Here is a 14867-nt window from a genome sequence, read left to right on the forward strand (position 1 = left end):
TAAGGGTTCGCCTAAGTAGCGGATAGCAAATGATTAGAGGAGTGCCAAAAATGAAATTTAAGAGTCAACTAGCAACTGTAGCTGGCCGAACGAGCCAACAATTATTAAAGAGATTTACAAGCGGTGGTACTTCTCTACCCGGTAAAATTGCACAGAAAATTGATCCCGAGATCCTAAAAGCCTTAGGAGAAAATTACCGTGTAGTCATTATTACAGGAACCAACGGGAAAACAGTGACCACCGCACTAACTGTCAATATTTTGAAACAAAAATTTGACCATGTAATGACTAACAATTCAGGGTCAAACATGCTGCAAGGAATCACTTCATCATTTATTGAAGACTCTGGTACAAAGTCTAAAGATAAAGTCGCTGTTCTTGAAGTCGACGAAGCTTCTTTACGTCATATCACTGAACACATTAAACCAGAAGTGATTTTAACCACCAACATTTTCCGCGACCAAATGGACCGCTATGGTGAAATCTACACCACTTATGACTTTATCCTTCAAGGTGCAGCAAAAGCGAAAGACGCTATTCTAATGCAAAATGGGGATGCACCGATATTCTCATCTCGTAAAGTAGATAACAAACAAGTATTTTTCGGTTTCAACACTGAGGACCAATCAAAAGACTTCCTAGCTGACAACAATACGGATGGTGTTATCTGTCCAAACTGTGAGCATGTATTACACTACCACAGCATTACCTACAGCAACCTAGGCGACTACTTCTGTCCAAACTGTGGCGTGAGTCGTCCAGAATTAACTTATCAAGTAGAAGAAATCAATGAATTAACACCGGAATCAGCTAGCTTTACAATTGATGGCTACCAATACAGTATTCCAGTTGCTGGTTTATACAATGTCTACAACGCCTTATCAGCCTACTCACTAGGCCGGTATTTTGGTGTCAGCCAGACAGATATCGCTGAAGGATTACAAGGAGCTAAACGTATTTTCGGGCGTCAAGAAGCCATTAACGTGGAAGGTCACGACTTACGGATTAATCTTATCAAAAACCCTGTAGGACTAAACCAAATCATTGAATTATGTCTTTTAGAAAATGCACCGTATACCCTCATTTCAGTGTTAAATGACCGCCCCGCTGATGGCCAAGATGTATCATGGATTTGGGATGGCAACTTCGAAAAATTAGCCGAAATGGACAATATTGAAGCTTCTTATGTGGCAGGTATTCGTGTGGCTGACTTATCTAAACGTATGGCAGTCGCTGGCTTTAACCAAGACCAATTAATCCAGTTAGAAGATACTAAAGCCATTATTGAAACAGTGAAAAATGCACCGACTGAAAAAGTCTATATTCTAGCGACTTATACAGCTATGCTTGCGATTAGAAAAGAACTGGCTGAATTAGGTTACGTGAAGGAGCGGATGCGTTAATGGAACAAACTTTAAAAATTGCCCATTTATATGGGAACTTAATGAATACATATGGTGATAACGGTAACTTATTGATGTTACAACATGCAGCGAAAGCACAAAACGTTAATGTTGAAACTCAATTAGTCTCTATCGGTGATGAGTTTGACTCTCGTCAATTTGACCTTGTCTTCTTTGGCGGTGGCCAAGATTATGAACAAAAAATTGTAGCCCGTGACATCCAATTAAAAAAAGAAGCCTTAACCGAGTATATTGAAAATGACGGTGTAACAATCGGTATCTGCGGTGGATTCCAATTACTTGGAAAGTACTACATCAATGCTGCAGGTGACCGGTTAGAGGGCATTGGTGCCTTAGACCACTACACATTAAATCAAGACAATAACCGCTTTATTGGTGATATCGTCATTGAAAATGACCGTTTTGGCCAAACTTACTACGGCTATGAAAATCACAACGGCCGGACCTTTTTAGGAGAAAATACCCAACCCTTAGGTAAAGTGGTTACTGGCTTTGGTAACAACGGGGAAGACCAAACTGAAGGTGTTATGTATAAAAATACTTTTGGTTCTTACTTCCACGGTCCTTTATTAGTTCGTAACGAACAGTTAACCAATGAAATTGTTGGGTTAGCCATTAAAAATATGAAAGCCAGATTAGCGAGAGAAAACCAGTCAGCTTAAATTTGAAGGCCCTTTTGCCTAAAAGAAAAGGAGCTATGCTATGTGTGGTCGCTATTTATATGATAAAAATGAGCAAATCCTCTTCGATTATTACGAAGAAATTGCCAGTCGCGGTGTTGATGTGACCGACTTAAGGGATGGGACGGTCTACCCTTCAAATCAAGTGGTAACACTTGGCGCTAATCCTGACGGTGAAATCGTCCCTGGCATTACGCGATGGGGATTTACAGGTTTCAAACCTAGTCAATTGATGATTAACGCCCGGATTGAAACAGTCCGTGACAAGAAGACCTTTAAAGCGCCATTTGAAGGTCAACGGATTGTCTTCCCTATGTCAGCCTTCTTTGAATTTACTGATGATAAGGAAGCTTACACTTTTTCCGATTTTGGTCGGGTCATTTATGTGGGTGGCTTTTACCGGATTTATCCTGACAAAAAGACCGGGCAAAAACAAGCTGAATCGATTATCATCACTACGGAACCCGATGAAGTTGTTAGTCCTATCCACTACCGGATGCCACTTTTGATTCCACAAGTAGATATTGCCAAATGGATTTTAGATGATGACTTTGCCTTCAATTATCAAAAGCCTACACACCAACAATTACTACCAGCAAAAGTATCATGACATTTGAATAAGATGCACTCAAAAAGCGAGCCGTTTAGATTAAAACGACTCGCTTTTTTGATGCACATATGTGCTTATTCAAATTCACCTTTCACAAATTGTGAATTATAAAGGTTATAATAGAAGCCTTCTTGAGCTAATAATTCCTCGTGGTTACCTGTTTCAATGACGTCACCATGGTTCAATACAATAATGTTATCTGCATCTTGAATGGTTGATAAACGGTGGGCAACAACAAATGAAGTCCGCCCTTCAAGTAATTGATTCATGGCTTTTTGAATGAGTTTTTCTGTACGGGTGTCAATTGATGATGTCGCTTCATCCAAGATTAAAATCTCTGGATCAGACATAAAGGCCCGAGCAATCGTCACTAATTGACGTTGACCTTGAGAAATATTAGACCCATCTTGGTTGATAATGGTGTCATATCCATCTGGTAAGGTTCGCACAAAGTCATCTACATGGGCAGCTTTTGCGGCACGAACCACTTCATCACGTGTCACATTTGGATTGTTTGAACCGTAAGCAATATTGTCTGCAATAGTCCCATTAAATAGCCAAGTATCTTGCAATACCATACCCATTCGTGAACGTAATTCTTCTTGGTCAATATCTCTTGTATCTACACCATCATATTTAATAGACCCACCAGAAATATTATAGAACCGTTCAATTAAGTTGATAATAGTTGATTTACCGGCTCCTGTAGGTCCTACAATCGCCACCATTTGACCTGGCTCAACGGTTAGGTTGAAATCAGTCATTAGTAGGTTCTCTTCGCCTGGTTGATAACCAAATTGGACGTGGTCGAAAATCATCTTATAGTCTGTTTCAATAGCTGGTTGACCAGAAGTTACTTCTTCCATTTCTTCAACGTCAAGGAATTCAAAAATACGTTCGATAGATGCTACCATCCGTTGTAATTGGTTGATCATGTTGGCCGTTTGTTTTAGTGGCTCTGATAGGATCCCAGCGTATTGTAGCATGGCTTGAACGTCCCCAATTACCATAGTACCGTTAGCCACCGAGAAACCACCAACGATAGCTACAGCTACGTAACCAAAGTTTTTCGCCAAATTCATCAACGGCATCAAGATACCCGAAATGAATTGGGCTTTCCAAGAAACCGTGTAGTATTCTGCTGATTTTTCTTCAAACTGAGCAATTTTACCTTCATTTTGGTTGAAAGCATTATTTTCAATTTGACCAGAATAGTTTTCTTCGATATAGGCATTCATATTCCCTTGCACCCTTTGTTGGGCAGCGAATAGTCTTTGAGATACCGGTGTAATAGACAGCATAACAATTGTAGAGAGCAAAATAGTTCCTGCTGCAATTAAGGTCATTTTTGAACTAATTAATGTCATCATCGTGATAGTTAGGACAAATTGCGTACTAGACATCAAAACCTGTTGCAAGGTTTGTTGTAGTGACATAGCAATCGCTTCAACATCATTAATGGCACGTGACATGATTTCACCATTTGGCGTTGAATCTAAGAATGAAATCGGCAAACGGTTTAATTTCGCCCGCATATCATTTCTTAAGTCTTCAATTACGCGTTGGGCAGTACGACTTAATAAAGCCCCTTGTAAAAAGTTAAATAAAGCACTAATTAAGTAGAAAGTGATTACTTGAGTTAAGATTTTTGCTAACCCAGCATAATCAATGACGTACATTTGCTGTCCATCCACGTTTTGCAAGCCATTACTTACCCCATCGGTAATTAGAGTAGTTGCTTGACCTAAAATACGTGGTGACACAATTTGAAATGTGGTCGCTAGGATAATTAGGACAATAATCAATAAGAATGTCCATTTACGACTCGCCATATATTTGATGAAGCGACCTAGGGTTGACCAAAAGTTTTTCGGTTTATGACGGCGGCCTTCTAGTTTTTTTCTGTTATTCGCCATTAGTTCGCCCCCTTAATTTGTGATTCGACAATTTCTCGGTAAATATCATTTGCCATTAATTCATCATGGCTACCGATACCAGAAATTTCACCCTTATCAAGGACTATAATCGTATCTGCATCACGAATAGTTGAAACACGTTGCGCAATAATAATTGTTGCTGCATTTTCAGTCACTTCTTTTAAAGCCCCTCGTAAATTACGGTCAGTGGTGTAATCTAAGGCTGAGAATGAGTCATCGAAAAGATAAATATTTGCTTGTTTAACGATGGCACGGGCGATACAAAGTCTTTGCTTTTGTCCACCTGAGAAGTTATTCCCACCTTGGGCCACGTGGGCATCTAAACCATCCGGCAATTCGCGAACGAATGATTCGGATTGAGCAATGCGTAAGGCATACCAAAGTTCTTCATCGGTAGCCTCACTGTTTCCATACTTCAAGTTTTCACGAATGGTCCCTGAGAATAAGTTGGCTTTTTGCGGTACGTAGCTGACCAGATCACGCAAATTATTCAATGATAAGTCGCGCACATCTGTATCGTTGACTTTAACTGCACCTTTAGTGACGTCTGAAAAACGTAAGAGTAAGTTGGCAATCGTTGTTTTCCCAGAACCAGTACCCCCAATAATGGCTAAGGTTTGCCCTGGTTTCACTTGGAAGTTGATGTCGTCCACTACATTATGCTCTGCGTTACCAAATTTAAAGGCAACGTTTTCGAATGTTACTTCACCAGGTGCTTGACGGTCAATAGATACAGGGTTTTCAGGTGACTGAATAGTAATTTCAGTATCCAAAATTTCGTTGATCCGTTGAGCAGACACTTGAGCACGCGGTAAAATCACGAAAATCATCCCTAACATCATGAATGAAAACATGATAATGAATGAATAGTTGACGAATGAAAGGATGACCCCAACACTTAGGTTTTGAGCGGCCACTAAATGGGCACCGCGCCATGATAAAGTAATGTTTGTTAGTGATAGGATTGTTGTCATGATAGGCATTAAAAAAGACATCCGGAACATTGCTTTAATCGCTGTATCCGCATAATCTTTATTGGCTTCAGCAAATCGTGCTACTTCAAAATCTGATTTGTTAAAGGCTCTTACAACACGTACACCTGTTAATCCTTCCCGGAAAATAAGGTTCAAATCATCAACCTTACGTTGCATGGATTTAAAATATGGTGACACAATGCGTAAAATAATAAAAATTAATAAGGCTAATACTGGACCTGAAACTGCATAAACTAAACTCAATTCTGGACTAGCTAATACAGCCATCACGACAGCTGCTAGCAGCATGGCTGGTGAAAGTAATACCATACGCATAATCATCATGACAGTCACTTCAACCTGTTGAATATCGTTTGAAGAACGCGTAATCAATGAGGCCTCACCATAGGTCCCCATATCTTCTTTTGAAAACTGCAAAACTTTTGTATAAATTTCATTACGCAATTTTCTACCCAAGTCTTGGCTAGTGCGGGCAGAAATATATACTGAAATCCCTGCAGAAATAATGACTAAGATAGTAATCAAGATCATCTGGGCACCAATGCTGTAGATAGCCTGCATGTCTCCTGCCGCAACACCCTCGTCGATAATGCGAGCGGTCTGCGTTGGCAATAGTAATTCCCCAATAGCCTGTGTTAAGGCAAAGACAATTGCCCCGAACATAGCCCAAAAGGGAATTCGTTTAATTAAACGCCACATCTAATTCCTCCTCTTATGTTTTATAATATAAACAATGTGAATATTGCTTCAAGAGGGCATTATACGCCCTTTTCTCTCATTACACAAATATAAATTACTTGCCGGGTGTATCCTCTGAAATGGTCTCCTCTAATAGGCTTTCATCTTCTGAATATAAGCCGGAAACGCGTTTATACCAAGCAAAGAAGTGGCTAAACATGACTTTGATGACGGCGTAAATTGGAATGACGAATACAACCCCCGCAACCCCGAAAATTGATCCTGCTGAGATTAGTAAAAGCATGATGGTGACTGGGTGAATGGCCATATTGGACCCCAAAACTTGTGGTGAAATCACACGACTTTCAATCGTCTGCTCAATAGCGAATACAATCAAGACTTTTACAATCATCATTGGCCCAACTACAATGGCGACAATAATGGCTGGCACCATTGCCAAGAATGATCCTATGTAAGGAATGACATTTAAAAAACCTGCAGCAACCCCAATAATTACCCCATAAGGTAGTCCAACAATTGAGTAACCCACTACAAACATAATGGCTACCCCAATCGCGACAATAATTTGTCCACGGATATATTGGCTAATTTGTAAATTCATATCGCTTAATAGGCGTAGGGTCGCCTTACGAATTTTAATAGGCAGAAATTGCGCGACATATGTGGGCAATTTGTGGCCGTCCCGTAACATATAGAACAAGATAATCGGTGCGGTAAAAATAGCTACTGCTACCCTGGTCACTGTCCCAACGATAGACGAGACACTTGTGATTGCTGAATTAGCAATGCTCTCCCAATTAAATGATGACAGGTCTAATACATTATTCATGGCTGATTGGAATACCATATTCACTTGGTCAAACCAATCACCGCGAATCAAGGTTTGTAAGCGATTTTGATAGTCTGACCAAATAGTATCCCAGTTATTGATCAAATTACGCCCTTCATCCGCTACTGTTGGGATTAAAGCAATAAGGCCGGTAACCACCACCGCAATCAATAGTAAAACGATTGCTGACCCCCAGGTTCGGTTGAGTCCCTTTTTTTCGATTTGATTCACTAAAGGCACTGTCAAATAGTAGAAAATAGCTGCCACGATAATAGGTAGTGAAACATATTGGATGAAGGAAACGGCTGGGTCTAATAGGTATGAGACTCGGGTAAATAGGCTCATAAAAATGACAATTAAAATACCGACCATCAAGGCGCTAATATATCGATTATTTAAAATATATTTGAAAAACCAGGATTTTGAAAAAGTTATCTGGTCTTTCGTTGATGATGAATCTTTCGTTGATAATGTTTCTTCTGGTTTGATTTTATCGTTCATGACGTCGCCTCCTATAATGCATACGTCTATTATAGCAAACATTTCTTCCTATAAATGTACCTAAACAATTAAAGTATAGCCGTTTTTGGTGTTAATAAGAGCGTTTTCTTGTATAATGAAATTATCTTATGAAAGAAGGGATTTTTATTATGGAAACGATTTATGTATCTGGTTATACACGTGAAGACAATAAGGGGATTCATACCTTAACGTTAAATGCTGATAAGAAAGCTTTTGAAGCAAGTGAATTGATTATTGAAGAAAACAACCCTACTTACATTACTTTATCTAAAGACGGCAAACATCTATTCACTTTAAGTGACGGTAATGAGCCTGGTGTTGCCCATTACGAAAATAATGATGGTCAATTTGCCTTTAAAGACCGTGTGAAAGTATTTAATGAAAATGGCTGTTACTTAACATATGATGATGAAGCAAAAGTTCTTTATGATGCTAACTACAAAAAAGGTGAATTGGCAGTGATTAAAGTCAACGAAGATGGTACATTGACTGTAACGGATGTCATCCAACATACTTCACCAGTTGGCCCGCATGAAAACCAAGACTTTGCACATGCCCACTTTATCCATCCAACAAATGACCACAAATACATTCTTTCTTGTGATTTAGGCACTGATGAAGTGCACACTTATACTCTTACCGATGATAACAAATTAGCTGAAGTGAGTGTCTACAAAGCAGCGCCTGGTACTGGTCCACGTCACCTTGCCTTCCACCATTCAGAACCAATCGTTTACCTTTTAGGGGAATTGGACTACACAGTTGAAGTGTTAAACATTCAAGAAGATGGTTCTTTAGTTTCTGGAAACCGTTATGACACGATTCCAAGCGATTGGACTGAATTCAACTCATCAGCAGCGATTCGCTTATCAAGTGACAACAAGTTCTTATACGTCTCAAACCGTGGTCACAACTCAATTACTGTTTTTGAAGTTTCAGCAGATGGGCAAAGTTTAACTGAAATTCAAAACATTTCAACTGAAGGTGATTTCCCGCGTGACTTCAACTTCAATGCAGATGAATCATTTGTCATTGTTGGTCACCAATTCCAACCACAAATTTCATTATTTACACGTGACCAAGCAAGTGGTTTATTAACCTACGTTGATCATACAAATATTAATGAAATCGTTTGTGTCACACCAGTTTAAAGGAGTTTAACCATTCATGTATCATTTAGCCGCCAGTCAAATGGACGAAAAGCTACAATATAAATTGCTATCTGGTGCTATTGTACCCCGACCAATTGGTTGGATTACTAGTGAAAACAAGAAAACAGGTGTCATCAATTTGGCACCCTTTTCTTTTACTAGTGGTGCCGGGCAAAAGTTGCCCTTAATTTCAATGGCTATTCTTCGAAAAGAAGATTTTTCCATTAAAGATACCGCCCGCAATTTATTAGACCATCCTGAAGGTGTGGTGAATATTGTCAGCAAGTCTTTCATTGATAAAATGAACGCTACCGCTGCCAAAGTTTCAGCAGACGTCAGTGAATTGACCCTAGCTGACATTCAAACAGTTAATTCTAAGACCGTGAGCCCGCCAGGTGTGGCTGATGCTTTAATTCGCCTTGAGGTAAAAGTCTACCAGTATATCCCAATCCGTGACCGGGAGGACCGTATCATCACTGATATGTTCATACTTGAAATTACCGACTATCATTTAGATGCATCGGTATATGACGAGGAAAAAGGCTACGTCTTGTATGAAGGGTTAGCCCCTGTTGCCAGATTAGCCGGCAACTTGTATACGGATATCACAAAACCTTATGTGTTAGAACGACCAGAATAAAGTAGATTTGCCAAAAGTCGTTAAGACCCAACGCGCTAGACCAAAAGCCGAACAATTACTGGGCAGTAATTGTTCGGCTTTTGGGAAGTGTCGGGAAAGTTTAACTTTTGGAAACTGATATAACAGCTATTGTTAAATAGCAATTAGGGGCTGTGACAATGATGTCACAGCCCCTTTTTTTGTTTATTCTATAATTTGAATAGATGCTTAATCATTTTTCCTATTTCGATTGAACAAAGGTTTTCCCTAAAGCTTTTGGCGCTTGAGCTTTACCAATGAATACAACTAATACGATGATCGTCAATATGTAAGGCGCAATATCTAAGTAAACTGATGGTACATCTTGAATAATGGGGATGTAGTTTGCTGTTACCGATAAGCTTTGCGCGAATCCAAAGAATATTGCAGCAAGTAGTGCACCGACTGGATGCCATTTACCAAAAACCATTGCCGCCATGGCCATGAATCCTTGTCCTGCTACGGTGATTACAGAAAATTCATTCTGTACAGCCTGTGCTTGAACCGCCCCACCGATACCACCAAGGAGTCCAGAAATCAAAACGCCAGCGTATTTCATTGCGTTTACGTTAATACCAAGTGTCTCAGCTGCCTCTGGGTGCTCGCCGACTGAACGTAGGCGTAAACCAAAACGGGTTTTGAATAAGACAAACCAAGCGATTACGGCGAATAGGATACCTAGATAAGCTGGGCCAGAAGTATTTTGGAAGAAAATTGGTCCAATAACTGGTATATTATTCAAACCTAAAATATTATAGGTCACAAAAGGTTTCGCTAATGGACCTGTTTGCGCTGCTCCATAGATCGCTCGCACTAAGAAAACAGATAATCCAGGAGCTGCTAAGTTCAATACTGTACCGGAAATGGTTTGATTGGCGCGGAAGTTAATAGATGATACGGCATGAATTGCTGAATAGATCAAGCCCACTAGTCCACCTACTAATAGACCAACCCAAGGCGTCATGGCCCCGAAAGTACCTGACATGGCGATATTGAAAACGGCTGAAGCAAAGGCTCCCATTACCATAATCCCTTCCAAACCAATGTTCACCACACCTGACCGTTCAGAGAAGGCACCACCGATTGCGGTAAACATAAGAGGTGCTGCGTACATTAATGTTGAAGACACAATTAATTGTAAAATAGTAGAAAAGTTCATTATTGGTCCCCCTTAACTGTCGATTTTTTACCCTTACCGAATTTATCTATTGCATATGAAATGATATAAGACGAACCGATAAAGAAGATGATAGCAGCTGTAATAACACTCGCCAATTCATCCGGTACGCCGGCACGATTTGGCATAAATGAAGCTCCAATATTCAAGATACCGAATAAGATAGAAGCTAGAAAAGTCCCAACTGGAGTCCCCATTCCAAGCAAGCCAACAGCAATTCCGTTAAACCCTTCAGATGGTAGAGATGTTAGTGTATACAAGTTACCAAAAGTCCCGATACCATGGATGACGCCCGCTAAACCAGCCAAACCACCAGACAGGAAGATAGCTAAGACGATATTTTTCTCCACGTGAATACCTGCATATTCCGCTGCATCTTTATTTAATCCAACAGCCTTTAATTCAAAGCCCATAGTTGTATGTTTCATCACAAATCCGTATAGGATAACCATGATGATAGCTATGAAAATCCCCATATTTAAACGAGACCCACCTGTTAATGTTGAGATAAAACCTAAAGCTAAGGAAGCATTCTCGCCTACTTTACCAGTCATATTCCCTGACCCTAGCACCTCACGAATAAGGTAATTGGTCGTATACAAGATGACATAGTTCAACATAATCGTCACAACAACTTCATTTGTCCCTAAGTAGGCACGCAAAACACCAGCAATTGAGGCGTATAAGGCACCAGATAAGGTCCCAATAATGAGGATTGCAGGTACCATAATCATTTGCGGTAAATCTGGAAAGGCCAAGGCGAAAGCTACTGATGATAACCATCCGGCTAATAATTGACCTGATAAACCAATATTAAAGAAGCCAGATTGGTAAGCCACATTAAAGGCTAAACCAGTTAACGTTAACACTGTCGCTTGTCTTAATACTTCACCAATGAAGTATGGACTAGATATAACAGTCATGATCATGGCATCGTAGGCAGCAATTGGATTGTAGCCGAAGAATAACATGATTAAGGCCCCTAAAATAAATCCGCTTAAAATAGAAATCACTGGTATAGCTAATTTTTCAACAAGCGTATTCGTCTTAAATGCTTTCAACTGGTTCAACCCCTTCCGCTATTGTATCTTGACCGACTGGATGTAGGACACTTTGAACGCGTGCTTCTTCTAAGCTTACACCCGCCATTAATAGACCCAATTCCGTTTCATTCGTATCGTCAGCATCGACGATGGCATTTATTTTCCCGTCATGCATCACTGCAATCCTGTCAGCAACACCCATAATTTCGTCTAGTTCAAAACTCATTAACAATACACTCTTCCCTGCGTCTCTATGCTGTACTAACCGGTCGTGCACAAACTCAATCGCCCCTACATCCAACCCACGAGTCGGTTGAGCAGCGATTAATAAGTCCGGATTTCGGTCTAATTCACGCGCGATAATTACCTTCTGTTGGTTACCACCAGATAAGGCACCTGCTAGCGTTGCTTCACTTTCAGTTCTCACATCAAATTCATCGATTAAAATTTTTGCATGGTCGTTGATGAAATTGTGGTTTAAGAGCCCATTTTTGGAAAAAGGTTTTTGGTAATAAGACTGCATGGCCATATTCTCTGCAATCGATAATTCAAGGAATAGACCATGTTTTTGCCGGTCTTCAGGAATATGTCCTAATCCCGCTTCCGTAATCTTTCGTGGACGCTTGTTGGTCACATTTTTACCAGCTAAAGTCACTTTTCCTGAAACCACTTTTCTTAAACCTGAAATCGCTTGGATTAATTCAGTTTGTCCGTTACCATCGATTCCAGCAATGCCTAAAACCTCCCCTGCCCGCACCTCAAAATCTACAGATTTCACTGCCTGTAAGCCCCGAGATTCATTGACCACTAAATCATTAACCTGCAAAATAACTTCGCCTGTCTCAGCGGGCTTTTTCTCAACTTTAAAATTCACATGACGTCCAACCATCATATCCGCCAACTCTTGTTTGTTGGTGTTTGTGACATCAACCGTATCAATACTTTGACCTCGACGAATTACTGTACAACGATCAGCAACCGAGGTGATTTCATCTAATTTATGGGTAATCAAAATAATGGATTTACCTTCAAGTGTCATAGCTTTCATAATGTGCATCAATTCTTCAATTTCTTGAGGCGTCAATACAGCAGTTGGTTCATCAAAAATTAAAATATCAGCGCCACGGTACAGCGCCTTAATGATTTCAACTCTTTGTTGTTGACCAACAGAAATATCCTGCACGTAAGCATCTGGATCAACGGCCAAATGGTATTGGCTAGATAACTCTTTGATTTTTGTATAAGCTGCTTTCTCGTCAAGGTAACCAAATTTTGTAGACTCTTTTCCAAGCACAATATTTTCGGCTACTGTAAATTTATCAATCAACATAAAATGTTGGTGAACCATACCGATACCTAATTTATTGGCATGGTCAGGTGAACTGATGACTGCCGCTTGACCGTTCACCAAAATCTCACCAGATGTTGGTGCTAGTAAACCGGATAAAATATTCATCAAGGTCGATTTTCCAGCCCCGTTTTCCCCTAGTAAGGCATGAACTTCACCTTTTTTTAAATTGAAATTGATATGATCATTAGCTTTGTATGTACCAAATATTTTTGTAATATCACGCATTTCAATGACATTTTCATTTTGCATGTCTATTTTCCTCTTTTCTAACCTAGATGCCTATCCAAATTAAAAGCGTCAGCCAATTTGACTGACGCAATTTACTTTTCTATACTCGCTTACTCTGCTGAATAAGAGAATTCTGGAACGTCAATTTCACCATCAATGATTGCTTGTTTCGCTTCTTCAATTGTTGCCCAAGTTTCATCATCAAGGTTACCTCTTGTGATATCAACTGTGTGATCTGCTAAACCGTATTCTACCAACTCGCCACCTGGGAATTCAGTATCCATTGTTTGCTCAGTAATGGCAACGATAGCAGAACCAGTGTCTTTGATTGTAGAAGTTAAGGTAAAGTTACCACCTGACCATTCACCTTCTTCAGTTTGGTCACGGTCAACACCGATTACCCAGATATTTGCTTCGCTATCTGCTTCAAGACGGTTACGAGCCTCAGTGAAAACACCATTACCTGAACCACCAGCAGCTGTATAGATGACATCTGCGCCACTTGTGTACATTGCATTGGCAATTTGTTGACCTGTTGCAGCATCACCAAATGATTCAACATATTGTGCATCTACTTCGATTGATTCGTCTACATGAGCTACCCCAGCTCTAAAACCAGTTTCGAAACGGTCGATACCAGGTGTTTTCATACCACCAACAAACCCTACTTTACCTGTTTCAGACGTTGTAGCTGCAGCGATACCTGCTAGGAATGCAGATTCTTGGTCTTTAAAAGTCATTGATACAACGTTTGGTTGGTCTACTTGTCCATCAATAAAGGCAAATTGTTGGTCTGGATTAGCAGGTGCTACTTCATTAAAAGTATCTTCTAACATGAAGCCCATACCGAAGATGATGTCATAACCATCTGCAATCGCAGTATTGAAGTTTGGTACAAAATCAGATGAATCTGTTGATTCGTAATATTGTACTTTATTACCAGTTTCTTCTGACCAAGCTTGCATACCTTCCCAAGCTGATTGGTTAAATGAACGGTCATCTACCCCACCTTCATCAGTGATCATGCCAATAGCGTAATCACCGGTAGCTTCGGATGTTGCTTGAGAATCTGATTCACTTGAAGTATCAGTTCCAGCATTTTGACCTTGACATGCTGCTAAAGCAAAAACAGAACCAGCTAATAAAACGATATTTTTAAATTTTGTAGACATGTTTCTCCTCCAATAGACGAATGTTATGTTTTTAAAAGTTTCTAATGTTCGTTTCTTACAAGAGTTATTTTACGTTATAAATTTGAAAAAGTAAAGTTTTTTCACAAAAATAGTTCGTATTTTTATTCACTTTTCTCACTTAACACTTTTATCATAGGATTATGATCATTTTAAAGACGAACGTTTATTTGGATAACCGACAGCTACTTGTGTAAACAGCACTATTACAATACTTTCTCCATTTTTAGATAACAAAAAAGTCGAGACATATAGCCCCGACCTTGATTAGAATATATAGGCTCTTCGTCAAATAGGACTGATGAGTAATTTCTACCAGGTAATCATTAGATTGCCTGGCTTTTTATATATTCTTTTCCATTATTCATTTTCA

At 39.7% G+C, this 14867-nt stretch carries 12 protein-coding genes; 5 read left to right on the forward strand and 7 right to left on the reverse strand.

Translation table 11 applies throughout. The features are described from left to right. Nucleotides 1-50 precede the first annotated feature (50 nt). Genes ACFW0C_RS07655 through ACFW0C_RS07665 form a run of 3 tightly spaced genes read left to right on the forward strand, consistent with a single transcriptional unit; the run spans nucleotide 51 to nucleotide 2714 of the window. Nucleotides 51-1403, forward strand: coding sequence for a MurT ligase domain-containing protein (locus ACFW0C_RS07655; protein WP_378106614.1), 1353 nt, complete (start codon nucleotides 51-53; stop codon nucleotides 1401-1403). Further along, a complete protein-coding gene (locus ACFW0C_RS07660; protein ID WP_378106615.1) occupies nucleotides 1403-2086 on the forward strand; it encodes a type 1 glutamine amidotransferase in 684 nt (227 codons plus the stop codon). The genes ACFW0C_RS07655 and ACFW0C_RS07660 overlap by 1 nt, the downstream gene beginning before the upstream one ends. Before the next feature lie 40 nt (nucleotides 2087-2126). Beyond that, complete coding sequence (locus tag ACFW0C_RS07665) at nucleotides 2127-2714, forward strand: SOS response-associated peptidase family protein (protein WP_378106617.1); 588 nt, start codon at nucleotides 2127-2129, stop codon at nucleotides 2712-2714. A gap of 74 nt (nucleotides 2715-2788) precedes the next feature. Here the strand turns inward: ACFW0C_RS07665 and ACFW0C_RS07670 are convergent, their stop codons facing one another. The 3 genes from ACFW0C_RS07670 to ACFW0C_RS07680 all read right to left on the reverse strand — a co-directional run bounded on the left by ACFW0C_RS07670 (nucleotide 2789) and on the right by ACFW0C_RS07680 (nucleotide 7675). Then, nucleotides 2789-4630, reverse strand: coding sequence for an ABC transporter ATP-binding protein (locus ACFW0C_RS07670; RefSeq protein ID WP_378106618.1), 1842 nt, complete (start codon nucleotides 4628-4630; stop codon nucleotides 2789-2791). Beyond that, nucleotides 4630-6345 (reverse strand): ABC transporter ATP-binding protein, encoded by a 1716-nt coding sequence (locus tag ACFW0C_RS07675; protein ID WP_378106619.1) that lies wholly within the window; start codon nucleotides 6343-6345, stop codon nucleotides 4630-4632. Before ACFW0C_RS07675 ends, ACFW0C_RS07670 begins: the two co-directional genes overlap by 1 nt. A gap of 94 nt (nucleotides 6346-6439) precedes the next feature. Then, nucleotides 6440-7675: an AI-2E family transporter gene (locus tag ACFW0C_RS07680; RefSeq protein WP_378106621.1), complete on the reverse strand. Its 1236-nt coding sequence runs from the start codon at nucleotides 7673-7675 to the stop codon at nucleotides 6440-6442. Nucleotides 7676-7824: 149 nt separating this feature from the next. Between ACFW0C_RS07680 and ACFW0C_RS07685 the strand changes: the two genes are divergently transcribed. Then, on the forward strand, nucleotides 7825-8847 hold the full coding sequence (locus ACFW0C_RS07685) for a lactonase family protein (protein ID WP_378106623.1): 1023 nt from the start codon (nucleotides 7825-7827) through the stop codon (nucleotides 8845-8847). A 16-nt stretch (nucleotides 8848-8863) separates the two neighbouring features. Continuing rightward, nucleotides 8864-9487, forward strand: a complete 624-nt coding sequence (locus ACFW0C_RS07690) for a flavin reductase family protein (protein WP_378106624.1) — start codon at nucleotides 8864-8866, stop codon at nucleotides 9485-9487. Between the two features lie 220 nt (nucleotides 9488-9707). Here the strand turns inward: ACFW0C_RS07690 and ACFW0C_RS07695 are convergent, their stop codons facing one another. From ACFW0C_RS07695 to ACFW0C_RS07710, 4 genes are all read right to left on the reverse strand, one after another. Then, entirely contained in the window at nucleotides 9708-10664 is a 957-nt protein-coding gene (locus ACFW0C_RS07695) for an ABC transporter permease (protein ID WP_378106625.1), read from the reverse strand. Next, on the reverse strand, nucleotides 10664-11743 hold the full coding sequence (locus ACFW0C_RS07700; RefSeq protein ID WP_378106626.1) for an ABC transporter permease: 1080 nt from the start codon (nucleotides 11741-11743) through the stop codon (nucleotides 10664-10666). Before ACFW0C_RS07700 ends, ACFW0C_RS07695 begins: the two co-directional genes overlap by 1 nt. Next, entirely contained in the window at nucleotides 11730-13325 is a 1596-nt protein-coding gene (locus tag ACFW0C_RS07705; RefSeq protein ID WP_378106628.1) for an ABC transporter ATP-binding protein, read from the reverse strand. Before ACFW0C_RS07705 ends, ACFW0C_RS07700 begins: the two co-directional genes overlap by 14 nt. An 89-nt stretch (nucleotides 13326-13414) precedes the next feature. Next, entirely contained in the window at nucleotides 13415-14476 is a 1062-nt protein-coding gene (locus tag ACFW0C_RS07710) for a BMP family protein (protein WP_378106630.1), read from the reverse strand. Between the last annotated feature and the right edge of the window lie 391 nt (nucleotides 14477-14867).

This window comes from Aerococcus sp. NPDC058936 (genome assembly GCF_042741995.1).
Classification (GTDB): domain Bacteria; phylum Bacillota; class Bacilli; order Lactobacillales; family Aerococcaceae; genus Aerococcus.